This is a genomic window from Bosea sp. F3-2 (assembly GCF_008253865.1).
Lineage (GTDB): Bacteria > Pseudomonadota > Alphaproteobacteria > Rhizobiales > Beijerinckiaceae > Allobosea.
The window spans coordinates 707,506-726,282 of sequence record NZ_CP042331.1 but is presented as its reverse complement, the minus strand read 5'-3'; the positions used below and the strand labels follow the sequence as shown (position 1 = coordinate 726,282).

At 65.0% G+C, this 18,777-nt stretch carries 18 protein-coding genes and 1 tRNA gene; 6 read left to right on the top strand and 13 right to left on the bottom strand.

Features of this window, described 5'->3' with window-relative positions:
* The first annotated feature begins 85 nt into the window (after positions 1 to 85).
* Positions 86 to 3,634, top strand: coding sequence for a transcription-repair coupling factor (gene mfd / locus FQV39_RS03495; RefSeq protein ID WP_149129038.1), 3,549 nt, complete (start codon positions 86 to 88; stop codon positions 3,632 to 3,634).
* Between the two features lie 156 nt (positions 3,635 to 3,790).
* Here the strand turns inward: mfd and pcaG are convergent, their stop codons facing one another.
* The 10 genes from pcaG to FQV39_RS03445 all read right to left on the bottom strand — a co-directional run bounded on the left by pcaG (position 3,791) and on the right by FQV39_RS03445 (position 12,542).
* Positions 3,791 to 4,492: a protocatechuate 3,4-dioxygenase subunit alpha gene (gene pcaG / locus FQV39_RS03490; protein ID WP_248313233.1), complete on the bottom strand. Its 702-nt coding sequence runs from the start codon at positions 4,490 to 4,492 to the stop codon at positions 3,791 to 3,793.
* On the bottom strand, positions 4,476 to 5,195 hold the full coding sequence (gene pcaH / locus FQV39_RS03485; protein WP_149129037.1) for a protocatechuate 3,4-dioxygenase subunit beta: 720 nt from the start codon (positions 5,193 to 5,195) through the stop codon (positions 4,476 to 4,478). Before pcaH ends, pcaG begins: the two co-directional genes overlap by 17 nt.
* A 39-nt stretch (positions 5,196 to 5,234) precedes the next feature.
* Positions 5,235 to 7,142, bottom strand: coding sequence for a bifunctional sugar phosphate isomerase/epimerase/4-hydroxyphenylpyruvate dioxygenase family protein (locus FQV39_RS03480; protein ID WP_149129036.1), 1,908 nt, complete (start codon positions 7,140 to 7,142; stop codon positions 5,235 to 5,237).
* Positions 7,143 to 7,155: 13 nt separating this feature from the next.
* The gene (locus tag FQV39_RS03475; protein ID WP_149129035.1) at positions 7,156 to 7,986 is read right to left on the bottom strand and encodes a shikimate dehydrogenase family protein; all 831 of its coding nucleotides are present in this window, start codon (positions 7,984 to 7,986) and stop codon (positions 7,156 to 7,158) included.
* Positions 7,983 to 9,047 carry a Gfo/Idh/MocA family protein gene (locus tag FQV39_RS03470; protein WP_149129034.1) on the bottom strand — a complete coding sequence of 355 codons (1,065 nt, stop codon included), beginning with the start codon at positions 9,045 to 9,047 and terminating at the stop codon, positions 7,983 to 7,985. Before FQV39_RS03470 ends, FQV39_RS03475 begins: the two co-directional genes overlap by 4 nt.
* Before the next feature lie 11 nt (positions 9,048 to 9,058).
* Positions 9,059 to 9,508 (bottom strand): type II 3-dehydroquinate dehydratase, encoded by a 450-nt coding sequence (gene aroQ / locus FQV39_RS03465; protein WP_149129033.1) that lies wholly within the window; start codon positions 9,506 to 9,508, stop codon positions 9,059 to 9,061.
* A gap of 28 nt (positions 9,509 to 9,536) precedes the next feature.
* Complete coding sequence (locus tag FQV39_RS03460) at positions 9,537 to 10,268, bottom strand: amino acid ABC transporter ATP-binding protein (RefSeq protein WP_149133632.1); 732 nt, start codon at positions 10,266 to 10,268, stop codon at positions 9,537 to 9,539.
* Between the two features lie 69 nt (positions 10,269 to 10,337).
* Complete coding sequence (locus tag FQV39_RS03455) at positions 10,338 to 11,171, bottom strand: transporter substrate-binding domain-containing protein (protein WP_149129032.1); 834 nt, start codon at positions 11,169 to 11,171, stop codon at positions 10,338 to 10,340.
* Between the two features lie 53 nt (positions 11,172 to 11,224).
* A complete protein-coding gene (locus tag FQV39_RS03450) occupies positions 11,225 to 11,866 on the bottom strand; it encodes an amino acid ABC transporter permease (RefSeq protein ID WP_149129031.1) in 642 nt (213 codons plus the stop codon).
* 7 nt (positions 11,867 to 11,873) lie between these two features.
* The gene (locus FQV39_RS03445) at positions 11,874 to 12,542 is read right to left on the bottom strand and encodes an amino acid ABC transporter permease (RefSeq protein WP_149129030.1); all 669 of its coding nucleotides are present in this window, start codon (positions 12,540 to 12,542) and stop codon (positions 11,874 to 11,876) included.
* 221 nt (positions 12,543 to 12,763) lie between these two features.
* Between FQV39_RS03445 and FQV39_RS03440 the strand changes: the two genes are divergently transcribed.
* On the top strand, positions 12,764 to 13,429 hold the full coding sequence (locus FQV39_RS03440) for a TetR family transcriptional regulator (RefSeq protein WP_149129029.1): 666 nt from the start codon (positions 12,764 to 12,766) through the stop codon (positions 13,427 to 13,429).
* A 50-nt stretch (positions 13,430 to 13,479) separates the two neighbouring features.
* On the opposite strand, the gene aroQ (FQV39_RS03435) is transcribed toward FQV39_RS03440, so the two are convergent.
* The gene (aroQ, locus tag FQV39_RS03435; RefSeq protein ID WP_149129028.1) at positions 13,480 to 13,941 is read right to left on the bottom strand and encodes a type II 3-dehydroquinate dehydratase; all 462 of its coding nucleotides are present in this window, start codon (positions 13,939 to 13,941) and stop codon (positions 13,480 to 13,482) included.
* A 178-nt stretch (positions 13,942 to 14,119) separates the two neighbouring features.
* Between aroQ (FQV39_RS03435) and FQV39_RS03430 the strand changes: the two genes are divergently transcribed.
* Positions 14,120 to 14,824, top strand: a complete 705-nt coding sequence (locus FQV39_RS03430) for a GntR family transcriptional regulator (protein ID WP_472840619.1) — start codon at positions 14,120 to 14,122, stop codon at positions 14,822 to 14,824.
* Positions 14,825 to 14,872: 48 nt separating this feature from the next.
* Here the strand turns inward: FQV39_RS03430 and FQV39_RS03425 are convergent, their stop codons facing one another.
* Entirely contained in the window at positions 14,873 to 16,660 is a 1,788-nt protein-coding gene (locus FQV39_RS03425) for a peptide ABC transporter substrate-binding protein (RefSeq protein WP_149129027.1), read from the bottom strand.
* Between the two features lie 232 nt (positions 16,661 to 16,892).
* On the opposite strand from FQV39_RS03425, the gene FQV39_RS03420 reads away from it, so the two are divergent.
* A tRNA-Lys gene (locus FQV39_RS03420) sits at positions 16,893 to 16,967 on the top strand.
* A 189-nt stretch (positions 16,968 to 17,156) separates the two neighbouring features.
* Here FQV39_RS03420 and FQV39_RS03415 read toward each other — a convergent pair.
* Positions 17,157 to 17,615, bottom strand: a complete 459-nt coding sequence (locus FQV39_RS03415) for a hypothetical protein (RefSeq protein WP_149129026.1) — start codon at positions 17,613 to 17,615, stop codon at positions 17,157 to 17,159.
* 85 nt (positions 17,616 to 17,700) lie between these two features.
* On the opposite strand from FQV39_RS03415, the gene FQV39_RS03410 reads away from it, so the two are divergent.
* Together FQV39_RS03410 and FQV39_RS03405 are read left to right on the top strand one after the other, a co-directional pair.
* Positions 17,701 to 17,964: a helix-turn-helix domain-containing protein gene (locus FQV39_RS03410; protein ID WP_149129025.1), complete on the top strand. Its 264-nt coding sequence runs from the start codon at positions 17,701 to 17,703 to the stop codon at positions 17,962 to 17,964.
* 340 nt (positions 17,965 to 18,304) lie between these two features.
* On the top strand, positions 18,305 to 18,628 hold the full coding sequence (locus tag FQV39_RS03405) for a hypothetical protein (RefSeq protein ID WP_149129024.1): 324 nt from the start codon (positions 18,305 to 18,307) through the stop codon (positions 18,626 to 18,628).
* Positions 18,629 to 18,777: the final 149 nt, after the last annotated feature.

Here is an 18,777-nt window from a genome sequence, read left to right as displayed (position 1 = left end):
TTGATGCCCTTCGATGGATTCCGGATCGGAGCGGCTTCGCCGCTTGTCCGGAATGACGAGAGATAGTCAGAACTGAAGCGTCCCTATGAGCATCCCGCCTCCTTCCCAGATCGCCAAGCCGCAGCTCGATCGCATCCTTGATGCGCTGAACCGCGGCGACAAGCCGACGCTTGCCGGCGTGCCTGATGGTTTCGACGCCGTCGTGCTCGCCGACCTGACCCGCGCCCGCGCCAAGAAGGCGGAAGGGGCGGCCATGCTCGTCTTCATCGCCCGCGACGGCCAGCGCCTGCAGGTGATGGAGAACGCGCTGCAGTTCGTCGCGCCTGATCTGGAGGTGATGAGCTTCCCGGCCTGGGACTGCCAACCCTATGACCGTGTCTCGCCCGCGCCCTCCATCGTCGCGCACCGGATGACGACGCTGTCGCGCCTCGCCAAGACCAAGTCCGGCGACCGGCCGCGCCTGCTGCTCACCACCGTCAACGCCGCGCTCCAGCGCGTCCCGGCTTTCGGCAAGGTGGCGTCGGAGAGCTTCTCCGCCGCCCCCGGCAACATGGTCGATATCGAGGAGCTGGCGCGCTGGCTCGACATCAACGGCTATCTGCGCACCTCGACCGTGCGCGAGACCGGCGAATTCGCGGTGCGCGGCGGCATCGTCGACCTCTTCCCGCCGGGCATGCCGGCGCCGATCCGGCTCGACTTCTTCGGCGACACGCTGGAATCGATCCGCACCTTCGATCCGGAGACGCAGCGCACCACCGGGCAATTGCGCGGGCTCGATCTCGTGCCGATGTCCGAAGCGCAGATGACGAGCGAGAGCATCCGCCGCTTCCGCCAGTCCTACATCTCGACCTTCGGCACGCCCGGCCGCGACGACATGCTCTATGAGGCGGTCAGCGAAGGCCGCCGCCCGGCCGGTCTGGAGCACTGGCTGCCGCTGCTCGCCGAGAAGCTCGACACGCTCTTCACCTACCTGCCCGACGTACCGCTGGTGCTCGACCATCAGGCCGAGGACGCGGTCGGCGAGCGCATCAGCCTGATCAAGGACTATTACGACGCCCGCAAGGCGGCGCTCGATCAGGGCGGGGCAGGCGGCATCCCGTACAAGCCGCTGCCGCCGGACGCGCTCTATCTCTCCCCGGCCGACTGGCGCGGCGTGATCGATGTCTCCGGCGTCGCGAGCCTGACCCCGTTCCAGCTGCCCGACAGCGAGGGCAAGCTCATCCTCGACCTCGGCGGCAAGCAGGGCCGCAGTTTCGCGGCCGAGCGCGCCGGCGAGTCCGGCAGCGTCTTCGAGGCGGCTGTCGGCCATGTCCGCGCGCTGGAGGCCGACGGCAAGCGCGTCATCCTCGCCGCCTGGTCGGAAGGCTCGCGCGAACGCCTCGCCCATGTCCTTGAGGATCACGGGCTGAAGAGCGTCCAGATGACTGGCTCGCTGCGTGCGGCTTTCGATCTCAAGCCCGGCACGGTCGCGCTCGCGGTCTGGGGCTTCGAGAGCGGCTTCGAGGCTGGTCGCCTCGCCGTCGTCGGCGAGCAGGACATCCTCGGCGACCGCCTCGTCCGCCCGCGCCGCAAGACGCGCCGGCCGCAGGATTTTATCGCGGAGCTCTCCTCGCTCGCTCCGGGCGATCTCGTCGTCCATGTCGATCACGGCATCGGCCGCTTCATCGGCCTGCAATCGATCACGGCGGCCGGCGCACCGCATGACTGCCTCGAAATCCACTATGCCGGCGATTCCAAGCTGTTCTTACCGGTAGAAAACATCGAGCTGCTTTCCCGCTACGGCTCGGAAGACACCGAGGTCCAGCTCGATCGGCTCGGCGGCGGCGGCTGGCAGGCCCGCAAGGCCAAGCTCAAGCAGCGCATCCGCGAGATGGCGAGCAAGCTCATCCAGATCGCGGCCGCGCGCGCGCTCAAGGACGCGCCACGCCTTGTCCCGCCCGACGGGGTCTACGATGAATTCATCGCCCGCTTCCCGTACGAGGAGACGGAGGACCAGCAGAACACCATCGACGCGGTGCTGGACGATCTCGCGGCCGGGCGCCCGATGGACCGGCTCGTCTGCGGCGATGTCGGCTTCGGCAAGACGGAAGTCGCGCTGCGCGCCGCCTTCGCCACCGCGCTGAACGGCAAGCAGGTCGCCGTCGTCGTACCGACGACGCTGCTCGCCCGCCAGCACTACCGCAATTTCGCGGATCGTTTTGCCGGCTTACCTGTGAAGGTCGGGCAGGCCTCGCGCTTCGTCGGCAGCACCGATCTCAAGGCGGTGAAGCAGGGCGCGAAGGACGGCACGATGGACATCGTCGTCGGCACGCATGCGCTGCTCGGCAAGGGCGTCGACTTCAAGGATCTCGGCCTCGTCATCGTCGACGAGGAGCAGCATTTCGGCGTCGCCCATAAGGAGAAGCTGAAGGAGCTGCGCGCCGAGGTGCATATGCTGACACTGTCGGCGACGCCGATCCCGCGCACGCTGCAGCTTGCCATGACCGGCGTGCGCGAACTCTCGATCATCGCGACGCCGCCGGTCGATCGCCTGGCGGTGCGCACCTTCGTCACACCCTTCGACCCGCTGATCGTGCGCGAGGCGCTGCTGCGCGAGCGTTACCGGGGAGGGCGGTCGTTCTACGTCGTGCCGCGCATCGAGGACATCGCCGAGGTCAAGGACTTCCTCGACAAGCAGGTGCCCGAGTGCAAGGTCGGCATCGCGCATGGCCAGATGGCGGCGGGCACGCTGGAAGACGTGATGACGGCCTTCTACGAGGGCCAATACGACATCCTGCTCTCGACGACGATCGTGGAGTCGGGCCTCGACATCCCCTCCGCCAACACGCTGATCGTCCACCGCGCCGACATGTTCGGCCTCGCCCAGCTCTACCAGCTCAGGGGGCGCGTCGGCCGCTCGAAGACGCGCGCCTATGCGCTCTTCACCGTGCCGGCCAACCGCAAGCTGACCGAGCAGGCCGACAAGCGGCTTAAAGTTCTGCAGTCGCTCGATACACTCGGCGCCGGCTTCCAGCTCGCCAGCCACGACCTCGACATCCGCGGCGCCGGCAACCTGCTCGGCGACGAGCAGTCCGGCCATATCAAGGAAGTCGGCTACGAACTCTACCAGCAGATGCTGGAGGAGGCGGTGGCGGCGCTCAAGGCGGGCATCGAGTTCGAGACCGAGACGCAATGGTCGCCGGCGATCCAGGTCGGCGCGCCGGTCATGATCCCCGAGCACTATGTCGCCGACCTGACGCTCAGGTTGACGCTCTACAAGCGCCTCTCGACCATGGACGACGATGCCGAGCTGCAGTCCTTCGGCGCCGAACTGGTCGACCGCTTCGGCCCGCTGCCGGAGGAGGTCAACCAGCTCCTGGAGATCGTCGCGATCAAGGCGCTGTGCAAGCGCGCCAATGTCGAGAAGGTCGAAGCGGGGCCGAAGGGTATCATCGTCGCCTTCCGCAACAACGAATTCGCCAATCCGGAAGGGCTGGTGGGCTTCGTCGCCAAGCAGGGCACGCTGGCGAAGGTGCGCCCCGACATGCGCGTCGTCTTCATCGACGATTTCGACACGGTCGAGCAGCGCCTGAAGGCGACGCGCCGGCTGCTCACCGATCTCGCCCGGATCGCAGAGAGGAAGAAGGCGGCTTGAGCGGCCGCCTGTCGAGTTATCCGGGGAAATACTCCGTCATTCCGGGCAAGCGAAGCGCAGACCCGGAATCCATCGTAGCGCGCGGCGCCTTACGATGGATTCCGGATCGGCGCCGCTACGCGGCTTGTCCGGAATGACGAGGCGGGTGGAAAAGACCTACAGGTCGAAGAAAACGGTCTCGTTTTCGCCGGCGAGGTTGATGTCGAGCCACCAGGTTCCGTCCGGCTGGCGCTGGGCGATCAGGGTGCGGCGGCGCGCCTCCGGCACCAGGTTGAGGATCGGGTCGGTCTCGTTGCCCTCGCCATCGGCGAAGTAGAGCCGGGTCGGCAGCCGCTTCAGCAGGCCGCGGCCGAAGACCGAGAGCGCGATATGCGGCGCCTGCAGGCTGTTGCCGGGGCCGGGCACGCGGCCGGGCCGGATGGTGCGGAAGCGGTAGACCCCGTCCTTGTCGGTCGAGGCGCGGCCGAAGCCGACGAAATGCCGGTCGAGCGCCACCTCCTCGCGCAGATCGTCCGGGCTGGCATAGCGGCCGGCGGCATTGGCCTGCCAGATCTCGATCATCGCGTCCTCGATCGGCTTGCCCGCGGCATCGTAGACGCAGCCGGCGAGCGCGATGACCTCGCCCTCCGGCGTGCCCGAGACATTCGAGCCCGAGAGCAGGAAATGCTCCGGCGGCATCAGGTCGGGCCGGGCCCCCATCTCCGAGCGCTCGACCAGATCGGCGCCGCCCTTCCAGGGCAGGCCGTAATGGAAATACGGGCCGACCGTCTGCCACGGCGTCTGGCCGAACAGCGCCGCATCCTGATTGTCGGGCCGCGGCGCGGCGTTGCGGGTTTCGAGATCAGTGGTCGTCATCATGCTCGTCCTCGAACGGCGTCTGGTCGCGGCCCTTGAGCACGATGTCGAAGACATAGCCCAGCGCCCAGTTCGGCACGGTGGTGCCGATGTCGAAGCGCGAGACCATGCGCTGGCGATAGGGCATCGGCACGGCGTTGGCGATCGGATCGATCTCGATCAGCGGATCGTCGGGGAAATACATCTGCGTGACCAGCCGCGTCGCGAAGGCCGGCCCGAGCAGCGAGAGATGGATATGGGCCGGGCGCCAGGCGTTCTTGTGGTTGCCCCAGGGATAGGCGCCGGGCCGGATCGTGACATAGCGATAGCGGCCCTCACCGTCGGTGACGACGCGGCCGACGCCGGTGAAGTTCGGGTCGAGCGGCGCCGGCCAGTCGTCCTTGGCGTGGATGTAGCGGCCGGCGGCATTGGCCTGCCAGATCTCGACGACGGTGTTGGGCACGGGCCGGCCGTCCTCGTCGAGCACGCGGCCGGTCACGACGATGCGCTGGCCCTGCGGCTCGGCCTTGTGCTGGGTCGTGAGGTCGGCCATCGCCGGCCCCATCAGCCGGGACCAGTCGCTCGGGCCGGTCACCTCGGTCAGCGTCTGCGGGATCGCGATCGGTGCCTGCCGCGGGCTGCGCGCCACCGTCGAGCGATAATCCGGGAACAGCGAGCTCGGCTGGCCCTGGTCCGGCGCCGCATAGGGAAGGATCAGACGGCTCATGGCGAGGGGTCTTTCACGGGCATGGCGATACCTCTCTCCTCAGCCGTGGCTCGGTGCGGGAATGGTGATCGGGCGCGCGAGCCTGGATTGCGCGGTCAGGCGGATGCCGGCATTGGCCGCGCCATAGCCGGCATAGCCGTCGCGCTGGATGATCTCGAAGAACAGGCCGCCATCCAGCGTCTGCGTATAGGCCTGACGGAAGCTGCCCGAGGCGTCGCTGTCATAGAGGATGTTCAGCGCCTTCATCGCGTCGATCTCCTGCGCCGTCAGGTCGGAGCGGGCCTCGAGGTCGTCGTAGTAGTTCTCAGGGATAGGCAGCATGGCCACGCCATTCGCCACCAGCCGCTCGACCGTCGCGGCGATGTCGTCGGTGGCGAAGGCGATATGCTGCACGCCGGAGCCGAAGAAATCCGTCACGAAGCGGGCCGCCAGCGTGCGGTGGCTCTGCGAGCCGTTGAGGATGAGGCGGAGCCCATGGCCTCTCTCGCCATCGAGGCCGCTCTCGATCACCTGGCTCTGAACCACGCCACCGGGGTCGAGCACGGCCTGGCTCGGCGCCTTCTTCGTCTCGAACAGCGAGGAGTAGAACAGCAGCCAGGTCAGCATCTCCTCGTACTGCATGCTCTGCGAGATGTGGTCGACGCCGGTCAGGCCGGCATCGCGTCCCGTCTCCCCTGTCCCCTCGAAGTCGACTTCGGCCCAGCGGCCGAGCGCCGAGGTGTGGTCGAGGAAATAGACGAGGCTGCCGCCGAGCCCGCGCACGGCCGGGATGTCGAGCTCGCCGGGGCCGACCGCGCCGGCATGCGGCACGTCGAGCATGGCCTTGGCACGGGCGATCGCGGCTTGCGCATCCGGCACGCGCAGCGCCAGCGCGCAGACCGAGGTACCATGGGTGATCTGGTAGCTATGGGCGAAGCCGTCAGCCTCGCTGTTCAGCACGATACGGATGTCGCCCTGGCTCCAGAGATCGACATCCTTGGAACGATGCGCGCCGGAACGCGCAAAGCCGAGCGCGCGCAGCAGCCTTTCGAAGCCCGGCCGCTCGGCTTCCGACACCGCAAACTCGATGAACTCGACCGCTTCGACCGGAGCCGGCGGCGGCATCGGCACCGCGCCGGGCACAGGCTTGTCCGTCTGCCGCGCAGTCTCGTCGAGCAGCCAGATCAGCGAGCGGTGGCCGTCGAGCGCAACGGAACGGGCCGAGCCGGCGCGGAAGCGGTCGTTGAAGATCTCCAGCGAGAGCACCCCGTCATAGCCGGTCGAGACCAGCGCGCGCATGAAGCCGGACAGGTTGAGGTCGCCCTGTCCCGGCAGGCAGCGCCAGTGGCGGCTCCAGGAGAGCGGATCCATCTGCAGCAGCGGCGCATCGGCCATCTGCACCATCGCGATCTTGTCGCGCGGGATGGTGCCGATCGCCGACAGGTCGAGCCCGCGCGCCAGGATATGAAAGGAATCGAGCACGACCCCGACCTCCGGCCGGTTCGCGCGGCGCACGATCTCCCAGGCGTCGCGATAGTCGAAGACGTGCCGGCCCCAGGCCAGCGCCTCGTAGCCGACGCGCAGGCCGCGCCGGCCGGCCCGTTCGCCGAGCTCGGCGAAATCGGCCGCCAGCCGGTCGATACCCGGCAGGGCTTCGGGCGAGACGCTGGAGCAGACGAAGAGCAGGTCCGTCCCCAGCTCCTGCAGCAGATCGAATTTGCGCTCCGCCCGGTCGAAGACGCGCTGGCGCCGGCCCTCCGGCATGCCCTCGAAATCGCGGAAGGGCTGGCAGGTCACGATGGTCAGGCCGAGATCGCCGCAGATGCGCCGGACCTCGGCCGGCGAGCCGGGGAAGGCGATCAGGTCGTTCTCGAAGATCTCGACCGCCGTGAAGCCGGCCGCCGCGATGGCCTCGAGCTTCTCCTGGAGCGTGCCGGAAACGCAGACGGTGGCGATTGATGGAATCATGAATGCCTCCTCCTCAGCCCAGCCGCGCAACGGCGCGCAGATCCTCGGCCGTGGTCGTGGGTAGGCCGAAGAACTCCAGATAGGCGGGAATCTGCTCGAACAGCATATCGGTGCCGACCTGCACCGAACAGCCGCGTGCGCGGGCGGCGGCAAGGAAGGGCGTGATCTCTTGCGCCATCACAACCTCGCCGACGAGGGCGGAGGAGGGCAGGCGGGTGACATCGAGCGGCAGCGGGTCGCCCGGCTTCATGCCGAGCGGCGTCGCATTGACGACGATGTCGAAGCCGGCCGGATCGCTCGAACCGGTCGTGACGCGCAGGGCAGGGTAGTGCGCGACAAGCCGCCGGCCCAGTTCCTCCGCGGCCGGCCCCTGCGTATCGAACAGGCCGAGTTCTCCGACACCGGCCTTCGCCAGCGAGGCCGCGATTGCCGAGCCGACACCGCCGGCGCCGACGACGAGCGCGCGGGCGCCAGTAAGCTTGCGCCCCTTGCGCAGGACGCCGCGCACGAAGCCCTCGCCGTCGAACATGTCGCCGGCGAGCCGGCCGTCGGGTTCGAGACGCACCGCATTGCAGGCGCCCGCGATGGCCGCGGTCGGCGAGAGCGTGTCGACGAGGCCGGTCGTCGTAACCTTGTGCGGCATCGTCACCAGCGCGCCATGAGCATTGGACAGCCGGAAGAACAGCTTGAGGAAATCAGGGTAATCCTCGCTGCGGCAGCCCATCGGCACGACGACGGCGTCGATCCCATCCCGCTCGAAATAGGGATTGTAGATCAGTGGCGCCTTGAAGCTCTCGGTCGGAAAACCGAGATGGCCGATCAGCCGTGTCGTGCCCGTGATCATGCGGATACCCTCGCCGGAGCAGGCTCGGCGGCGACCTCGACAGGCCCGCCCGTGCGCGCCGCCTGCTTCACCGCCTCGATGACGGCGAGCGTCGCCAGCCCCTCGCGCCCGGAGACGAGCGGCTCCTCCTCGCCGCGGATCACCGCGCAGAAATGCCGGATCTGAGCCCGGAGCGGGTCTCCCGGAATGAAGGGGATGCGCTCGCGCCGCAGCGGCTCCCACCAGCCACGCTTGTCCGTATGGTTCCACAGTTCGAGCGCGGGGATCGTCAGCGACCCATGCGTGCCGCCGATCTGGTAGCAGGACTGGTCCTGCTGCGGATAGGCCGGGTTCTCGCCTGTCGTCAGCTCCCAGCTCCAGGGCGAGACCACGGTGTCGGAGGCGCTGACCGTGCCGAGTGCGCCATTGGCGAAGCGCAGCAGGGCGACGGTGGTCTCCTCGGCCGGATTGCCGCGTACCGCATTCGAGCTTTGCGCCTGCACGCCGACGATCTCGCCGCAGAGATAGCGGAACAGGTCGATATCGTGGATCAGGTTGATCAGGATTGGCCCGGCACCTTCCTGCCGGCGCCAATCGACCTCGAAATAGTCGTCGGGCTTCACCAGCCAGAACTGGCCGGTCAAGGTCAGGACACGACCGAGACGGCCTGCATCGATGGTCTCGCGCGCCTTGCGGATCATCGGGTTGTGACGCCGGTGGTGGCCGACGAGCAGCGGCACGCCTGCGGCTTCAGCGACCCGGACCAGCTTGCGCGCGCCCTCGACGCTGTCCGCGATCGGTTTCTCGACCAGCATCGGAATGCCGGCCGCTGCGAGTTCCAGCCCATTCTCGACATGGAGCTGGTTCGGCGTCGCGACGATCACGCCGTCCGGCCGCTCGCCCGCGGGAACTGCATCGAAGGTCGCATACCATGCGACGCCGATCTCCTCGGCGAAGGCCTTGCCCGTCGGGGCCGGGTCGATGATCGCGGAGAGGGCCGCGCCGGGCTCGGCCATGACATGGGCAGCGTGGCGCTTGCCGATCAGGCCCGCCCCCATCACTGCGATTTTGACCGGAGCCATCGGATCGATCCTCACGCGGCCTTGTCGTCGATGAGCTTGGCGACGCGCCGAAGCGCGAGCTGGTAGCCCTGCGTGCCGAAGCCGGCGATGACGCCGTCGGAACGCAGCGAGACATAGGAATGGTGCCGGAAGGCCTCGCGCTTGTGCACCTGCGAGATATGGCACTCGATCACCGGCCCCTCGAAGGTGTTGAGCGCGTCGAGCAGCGCAACCGAGGTATGGGTGAAGGCGGCGGGGTTGATGACGATACCACCGGCATCCTCCCGCGCTTCGTGAATCCAGTCGATGATCTCGTATTCGCGGTTCGACTGGTGGAAGCGCAGCGTCAGCCCAAGTTCCTCGGCAAGCTTGCGGCAGTCGCGCTCGACATCGGCCAGGGTCTCGTGCCCGTAGATATGCGGCTGGCGCTTGCCGAGCAGGTTCAGGTTCGGGCCGTTCAGGACGTAGACGAGGCGGGACATGATTGCGTTCCGTTGCGGGCGTTTGGGTTCAGTGCTTATGGAGGATTTCGCCGAGGAACTTCCGCGTGCGCTCGTGGCGCGGATTGTGGAAGAACTCTTCCGGCGGCGCCTCCTCGACGATGGCGCCGTTGGCCATGAAGATGACGCGGTTCGCCACCTGCCGGGCGAAGCCCATTTCATGGGTGACGCAGATCATGGTCATGCCCTCGTCGGCGAGCGCGATCATGGTGTCGAGCACCTCCTTGACCATCTCGGGGTCGAGCGCCGAGGTCGGCTCGTCGAACAGCATCACCTTCGGTTTCATGCACAGCGCCCGCGCGATGGCAACGCGCTGCTGCTGGCCGCCCGAGAGCTGGGCCGGGTATTTCTCGGCCTGTTCGAGGATCTTGACCCGGCCGAGCAGCTTGCGGGCAGTGGCCTCGGCCTCCGCCTTGCTCATGCCGAGCGAACGCATCGGCGCCAGCATGCAGTTCTGCAGCACGGTCATGTGCGGAAACAGGTTGAAGTGCTGGAAGACCATGCCGACCTCGCGGCGCACCGCGTCGATGGTCTTGGCATCGTCTCCCAGCCTTGTGCCGCCGACCCGGATCTCGCCCTTCTGGTAGGTCTCCAGATGGTTGATGCAGCGGATCAGCGTCGATTTGCCGGAGCCCGACGGCCCGCACAGGACGATGCGCTCGCCCTTGCGGACCTCGAGGTTGATGTCGGTCAGGGCCTGGAAGTCGCCATACCATTTCTCGACATGGGTCATGGCGATCATGGCATCCGCCTGGACGGCGCTTTGGACAGCTAGCTGGTTCATGGCCCTGGCTCCGGTTCCCTTACTCGCTCAGCTCGCGGTGAAGGTGATGCCTTCGAGGCTCTCCGGGAATTTGTGCACCGGCACCTTCATCCACTTATCGTAGACCTTCTGCAGCTCGCCATTGGCCTTGATCTTGTCGATGAAGGTGTTGAGCGCGGCGTTGATCTCCTTCTCGCCGAGACGGGTGCAGGCGCCGTTGTAGAGGTTCTGGAACTCGAGCTTGTTCTCGAACTCGCCGGGGCGGCCCTGCTCGATGCGCTGCATGTAGAAGATGTTGCCGCCGAGCGCCTGGACCTGGCCGGAGACCAGGGCCTGGATCGAGGGCGCGTCGCCGTCATAGCGGCGGATCACGGTGTTGGCCGGAGCGTTCTTGGTCACCTGCGTGTCCTGCGCCGCGCCCTTGGCGACGCCGATCGTGTAGCGCGCCATATCCTCGTTGGTGGTGATCTTCTCCTTCTTCGGGCCGATCAGCACGATGGTGTTGGCCACATAGGGCTTCGAGTACTGCACGGCCTTGGCGCGCTCCGGCAGCATCGCCATCGTCGCGAACAGCACGTCGACGCGGCCGGTCGTCAGCGCCGGGATGCGGTTGTTGACCTCGAGCGGCACGAACTCGACCTGCACGCCGAGTTCCTTGGCGAAGAGCGTCGCGATGTCGGCGTCGAGACCGTCCTGCTTGCCGGCGCTGGTGACGAAGCCCCAGGGCGGGTTGTCACCCTGGATGCCGACGACGATCTTGCCCTTGGCCTTGATCTCGGCCGGAGTGATCGCCTGGGCGGGGCTGCCGACTAGGGCGGGCAGGGCCAGCGCGGCGGCGCCGGCGATCAGCATATTGCGGCGGGTGGATGTCAGCTTCGTCATGTTTCTCTCCCTCTTTCTTTGGTGGTTGGTCTAGGCGTTGAAGCTTGGTCTGCTCAGCGCGAGGCGATGGCCATGCGCTTTTCCAGATGCGAGCCGTAGAGCGAGAGCGGCCAGCACAGCAGGAAGTAGAGGATGCCGACGATCCCGAAGACGAGCAGCGGCTGGAAGATCTGGTTGGAGACGATGTTGCCGGCCCGCGTCAGCTCGGTGAAGCCGACGATGGCGGCAAGCGAGGTGCCCTTGATCAGCTGCACGAGGAAGCCGACCGTCGCCGGCAGCGAGATGCGGATCGCCTGCGGCAGCACGACGTCCCGCATGCGCGAGGCGTAGTGCAGGCTCAGCGCCTTGGCGGCCTCGGTTTGGCCCTTCGGCACGGCCTCGATCGAGCCGCGCCAGATCTCGCCGAGATAGGCGCTGGCATGCAGGGTGAAGCCGATCGCGACCGCGACCCAGGCATCGAGCTTCAGCCCGATCAGGGCGAGCCCGTAATAGACCACGAACAGCTGCATCAGGAGCGGCGTGCCCTGGAACAGGGCGATGTAGCCCGCCGTCACACGCTCCATCAGAGGATTGCCGGAGGTGCGCAGCAGCGCGATCCCGAGCCCGGAGACCGAGCCGCAGACGAAGCCGATCGCCGACAGCGCCACGGTCCATTTCAGGCCGGTGAGGAGAAAGAGGTATTCGTTCCAGCCCATCACGCCCTCACTTCACCGGATAGCTGAAGTAGCGGGTCGAGATCAGCGCGAAGAAGCGCATCATCGCCCAGGAGATCACGAGGTAGAACAGCGTGATCGTGCCGTAGACCTCGAAGGAGCGGAAGCTGTCGGACTCGATCCGCTGCGCCACCGAGGTCAGCTCATAGGCCGAGATCGCCGAGGCGACCGAGGTGGTCAGGGTCAGCAGCACGAACTGGCTGGTCAGCGACGGGAAGATCGCGCGCAGCGCCGGCTTCAGCACGATCAGCCGGAAGACCTGCGCCCTGTGCAGGCCGAGCGCCAGCCCGGCCTCGATCTGGCCCTTGCTGATCGACTGCACGCCGCCGCGGATGATCTCAATGGCATAGGCGCCGCCATTGATGCCGAGCGCGATCACGGCGGTCGGCGTCGGGTCGAGCCTCAACCCCGCCAGCGGCAGCGCAAAATAGATGAAGAAGATCTGGACCAGGAAGGGCGTGTTGCGGATCAGCTCGACAAAGCCCCTGACCAGAAAGCGCACCGGGGCGAAGCGGGAATCGCGCAGCACCACGCCACCGATGCCGATAACGATGGCCAGCGCCATGCCGGAGAGCGCCAGCAGAAACGTGCCGAGGCAGCCCATCAAGAGATCGGGCAGACCCGCGATTACAGGCGCGAAGTCGAGCTTGTAGTTCATGGCACCTCCCAAAGCGGCCGACCTTCTCAAAAGGGGTCGATCCGGGTCGCGTCCGTCTTCACGGCCCTTCTGGCGAGGGCCTTGTCAGCGGCGCACGCAGCTTGCGTGAGGCTGATGGTGTGTTAATTGTACCAAATAGTTCATTTGGTCAAGCGAAATTAACTGGACTGTCCATTTGAATGCAGCCAGCGCCGACGGGACGGCAAGGCACCGGGTAAGACATGAGCAAAGCAGCGATCAAACCGCAGGGAACGAGCCGGAAATCGACTTCCTGGACCCAGGATCCGGAGGGCGTGCGCCGCAGCATCCTCGAAGCGGCACGGCTGGAATTCGTCGAGAACGGCTTGAGCGGCGCCCGCGTCGACGAAATCGCAGCCAGGACCGCGACCAGCAAGCGGATGATCTACTACTATTTCGGGGACAAGGAGGGTCTCTACCGCGCCGTCCTCGAGGAGATGTACGAGCGCATCCGCGGCTTCGAGCGCGGGCTCGACCTCGCCAGCCTGGAGCCGGAGGAGGCGATCGCGCGGCTCACCGGTTTCACCTTCGACTACCACGCCGAAAACCCGGATTTCGTGCGGATGGTGATGATCGAGAACATCCATCACGGCCGGCACCTCGCGACCTCCGACCGGATCTCCACACTTAACCTCTCGGTGATCGACATGATCCGCGAGGCCTATGAGCGGGGTGTCTCGGACGGAATCTTCCGTGCGGGAATCGAACCGATCGACATCCACCTGACGATCAGTGCGCTGGCCTTCTACAACGTCTCGAACCGCGCCAGCATCCGCCAGGTCTTCGGCCACGATATGGGAGCGCCCGAAGCGCTGGCGCGCCGCAGGGCCGCGGCCATCGACACCGTGCTGCGCATGATGCGTCGCTGAAAGCCGCCGCTCCACGCCGATGACCCGGCTTTCGGCGACGGAAGCCATCGTCAGGCTTCCACCAGCCCGGCCATGGCCTGGATCGCGAGTTCATAGCCGGCGGCACCGAGCCCGATGATGATCCCCGTCGCCGTCCGCGAGACCAGCGAGTTGTGGTAGGTGCTTTCGCGCGCATGCACGTTCGAGATGTGCAGCTCGATCTTGGGGCGCTCGAACATCTTGAGCGCATCGAGCAGCGCCACCGAGGTGAAGCTGTAGCCGGCCGGATTGATGATGATGCCGCAGGCTTCCTGGCGCGCCTGCTGCACGCTTTCGACCAGCTCGCCCTCGAAATTGGTCTGACGGAAATCGACGGTGAAGCCGAGCGATTTCGCCTTCGCCTCGCAGCGCTCGCCGATCTCAGCCAGCGTCGTGCTGCCGTAGATCGCCGGCTCGCGCTGCCCGAGCAGATTAAGATTGGGGCCATTCAGGATGTAGATGCAGCCGCGCCCACGCTGTTCGCCCGTCGACATATCTGTCCTCCCGAAACTGCTTCGCAACGGAATCCATGGCCCCGTCGCCCTCTTATGATGATCTTATCGCGGGCCAAAGTCAGATCAACAGATAATTTCTGGATCATCTGCTAGTTTTACAATAAGCCGCTTTTCCGGTTGGCGCACCCAGCCGGACGGCTTAGAATCCGTCGACGCGATGACGAGGAATACGATGGCGGATGCGGCACCGGATATCGGCGAAGAGATCGCTGCACTGTCGACGGGCGAACAGGCTTATGAGCGGATCCGGCAGGATATCATGTTCGGTCGCCTGCAGCCGGGGCAGAGGCTGACGCTGGACAAGCTGCGCCCGGTCTATGGCGTCGGCATCAGCACGCTGCGCGAAATCTTCAATCGCCTCGCACCGGAGGGCTTTGTCGTCGCCGAGGGGCAGCGCGGCTTTCAGGTGGCGCCTTGCACGGCCAGCGAACTCCAGGAACTCGCCGATCTCAGGCTGCTGATCGAGAGTCACGCGCTCGCGCAATCCTTCGCAGCCGGCGATATGGAGTGGGAAGGGCGCGTCGTTGCCGCCCATCACAAGCTCGCCCGCATGGAGGAACGCCTTCTGGCCGGAGACGATTCCGGCACCCAGCAGTGGAAGCGCTACGATTTCGAGTTTCATCAGGCGCTGGTGTCGGCCTGCGGCTCCAGGGCGCTGCTCGACCTTCATGCCGGCATCTACGAGCGCTATCTGCGCTACCAGATGGTGTTCTTCATTTTCTGGGGCCCAACCTCGATCGGCGAGCATCGCGCGCTGCTCGATTGCGCGCTGCGCCGCAACGCGGGCGAGGGGCAGCGGCTCCTGCGCAACCATATCCATGGCTGCATCGACGTGGCTCTGGAACGGGGCTTGCTAGACTAGCGGACCGGCCCCTGATGGGGCCGGTCTTGTTTTGTAGGCGACGCCTGCTCAGGTCCGATACCAGGCCGCCAGATTCCAGGTTGTGACCTCCCAGCCTGAGATGTCGGGCTCCAGGTTGTTGGCCGAGGCACCGACGACGGTTCGGGAGAGGATCGGCAGGAGGATATTGGCCTCGCAGAAGATCTCGTTGACCTTGATCAAGAGCGCGGCGCGCTTGGCCGGGTCGAACTCCTTCTGAGCCGCCTTGTAGGCCTTGTCCGCTTCGGGGTCCGAGTAGCGCGAGACGTTGCGGCCCAGCCACTTGTTCTCCTTGTTGGCGATCTCCCACGAGACGAGCTGATTGAGGAAGCGTTCCGGATCGGGCTGCGGCTGCGTGGTCGTGTACATCTCCATGTCGCAGTACAGCTTGGTGTAGGTGTCCGGGTTGGCGACGTCCGAAGAGAAATAGACCGAAGCCGTGACCGACTTGAGCTCGAGATCGATACCGGCGCGCTGGCAGGCCTGCTTGATGATCGCCTGGGTCTTCTGGCGCGGGGCGTTGATCGAGGTCTGGAAGACGTATTTCAGCCTCTTGCCATCCTTCTCGCGGATGCCGTCGGCACCCTTCTTCCAGCCGGCCTCGTCGAGGACCTTGTTGGCCTTGTCGATGTTGAACTCGTATTTCAGCTTCTGCGACTTGAACTGCTTGGGCTCGTTGACGAAGCTCGCCGTCGCGGTGCCGCCACGGCCGTAGATGAACTTCTGGACCGAGTCGCGATCAATCAGCAGGTTGATCGCCTCGCGCACCTTCGGATCCGACAGGGTCGGGTGCTTGGTCTTGACGCTGGAACGCTCGCCATCGACCTCGGTCCACGGGTCGGTCGTGTTCAGGATGATGAACTCGACGTCACCGCCGGGAACCGCCACCACCTTGCCGCGACCACCGGTCTCCATGCGCTTGAGGACCTCGTCCTCGACCTGCATGTTCCAGGCATAGTCGTATTCGCCGGTCTGCAGCACGGCGCGGGCCGCCGAGACTGCATCGCCACCGCCCTTGACCTCGAGTGTGTCGAAATGCGGCTGGTTCTTGACGTGGTAGTCCTCGTTGCGGGTGCCGGTGAGGATGTCGCCCGGCTTGAACTCGACGAACTTGTAGGCGCCGGTGCCGACCGGCTTCAGGTTCGCAGGAGCCTCGCGCGATTTGGCGCCCTTGTACTCGCCGAAATGGTGCTTCGGGATGATCATGCCGGCGACGCCGACGAAGGGATCGGCCCAGAACGGCGTCGGGTCCTTGAAGATCACCTTGACGGTATGATCGTTGATCTTCTCGACCTTGATGTTGGTGTAGGAGCCGGTCGTATAGGCCGCGGTCGCCGGATCAGCGGCATATTCCCAGGTGAAGACAACGTCGTCGGCGGTGAACGGCTTGCCGTCATGCCATTTCACGCCCGGCTTCAGCTTCCAGATCACCTCCTTGCCATCCGCGGAGAGGCCGCCATTGGCCTTGTTCGGAATCTCGGCGGCAAGCTGCGGAAAGAGATTGCCTTCCTTGTCCCAGCCGGCGAGCGGCTCGAAGAAGATGCGCGAGGCGATCTGGTCCTTGGTGCCCGAGGCGAAATGCGGGTTGAGCAGGGTCGGGGCCTGCCAGAGCAGGATCTTCAGCGGCCCGCCGCCGCCGGCCTTGGTCGGCTTGTATTGCAGCGTGGCGTTCGCCATCGCCACATCGTTCCATGCCAGGATCTGGCTCGCGATCGGGGCAGTGATGCCCACCGCCGCCATCTTCTGGATGAAGGATCGTCGCGACAACGTGCCATCCTTCACATCCGCGACGAGGCCGCGGATTTCCCGTTCGTCCATTCTATCTCTCCCAATATTAGTTGGAGTCCCCCGGCGTTGAATCGCCGTCTGTTGTTATGGGCGCACCAGAATGCATGGGAGGGGGAGGGCGTCCAGCAGTTCCGATGCTGCAATGCCGCAAGAAAACGGGCCAGTTTCGCGGGATGGCGCGCTTGCCGCACCTGAGATGGTGACGACTTCATCGAACGAGTTGACCCGGGGCACATGGCTCCGTATGTGAGCGCCACGGTGAGGGCGGGTAGCTCAGTGGTAGAGCACGTGACTTTTAATCATGTGGTCGTGGGTTCGATCCCCACCCCGCTCACCAGCGAAATCAGTAACTTAGCCTAAAATTCTTGAGCTCTCGCTTCCCAGAATGCTTCCCAATCGCGGTTTTGGGAAGCAAATTGGTGGCGGAAAGCGCGAATCCGCTGGGAATCGGCCAGGGCACTGGGCGACCGATGATCAGGCCGGGCATGCGCGCGGCGTCGAGAATTTCGCGCTCAAACGTCCGATGTCACGATACAGCGTGTTGTTCGCGAAACTTCGCTTCGACCTCGTCCCTCACAGCTTGAGCAGCCCAAACTGCGAAGGACGAAAGTTCATCGGTTAGGTCGGCCTGAAAGCCCAAGAGCGTCCAGGCGCGATCCTCGACGTCATCGGAAGCGACCGGTTTAGCGGCTTCCGCAACGTTGACGACGGCTTGCTCGTAGGCGCTCAGAAATTCGGTGATGTAATCAAGGGTTCTGCCCGCGTCATTAAGATCGCTGTCCTCTTCATCAGAGAAGCGCGGCTGGCAACAGAGACCGATAGCAACCTCGCTCAGCGTGCGCAAAGCGCTCCTTAGGTTTTTCAGCTCTGCCATTCTCATCTTGCGAAGCGCCGGCATATCAATGCTGCAGCTCATCGGGCCGTATGGGCCGATATGGCTTTCGGGTAAGCCGGTAGCGTTCGCCGCCGCGGTGGGCTTCGTCATGGTCGTCTCCTGAAATTTTCAAACTTGATAACTATAATATCAACTAACGTTTGCCCAGAGTCAATATCAAAGTTATCATCCTTGAATGACGACGGTTCCTCAGCTTCGCGCCGCACGGGCACTCCTCGGCTGGTCACAGGACGACCTCGCTGCTCAATCTGGCGTCTCCAAGCCAACGATCGCCCGGCTGGAGCTCGGCACAGGCGAGTTGGCCGGCTATGCCAGCACTCGGGACAAAGTCACAGGCGCCCTCGAAGCAGCGGGCGTCATATTCGTGCCTGAAAATGGCGAAGGCGCTGGGGTTAGACTGAGAAAATCTGCAATGCCGCCACGGGGGGAGCCAGCGTGAAAATGAGAGCATTATTTGCGGCATTAGGTAGCAAAAACCACCGGACCTGATCCTGGCAGTTTGGTAGCTTCCGGCTCCCATTGACGGAGCGGGAGCTGGTGAAGGTCGACGAGGAACTGAAGCGTAAGCGTGCCAAGCTAATCGGCGAGGTCGAGGAACTGACGGCCAGGGCACGCGTGCGGAGTCGATCGCGACTCTGAGGAAAGGTTAACTGCTACTTGCTGTCGACGGCCGATTTCGGCAATTGCTGCCGCCTGATCGGACGTCAGCTTTCAGGCCTTGGTCGAAGGGGTAAAATCGACCCATAGCGGAAATCGAGCAACGCTGTAGACAGGTGCCGATGCAGAAAGTGGTAGCAGCGAATTTTGCCCGCCGGTTCTTACCGCTGATCGTTGCAATCCTCGCCTTGGGGGCAATGGCGTTGTTCTCATTCACGCCGTGGGTATGGGAGTGGATGGGCCATGGTGAAAGCTACCCGGAATTGGTGTTCCTAGTAGTCGGCGTGCCGGCCGCAATGGTGGCGGTTGGAGCCGGCGTATGCATTGCGTGGGCCGCATCTGACAGACTTTCGCTGATCATCTCGCATATCCTGAACTTTGCGGCGTTGACGATCTGCATGTGGCTCTCGTGGGCGGCTTTCTCTGCCTTCCTAAATCGGCCTTAGCTCCGGTCCCGACCCAATACGGCCTCTCGGATGACTAATGCCACACGACGACGGCAAGGCAGAAAAGGACGAATAAGACGAAGAGCACTACGGTTATCAGAATGGTTTGTCTTGCAGAACGGGACGGCTCGGATGCTATTTGCAGGCGT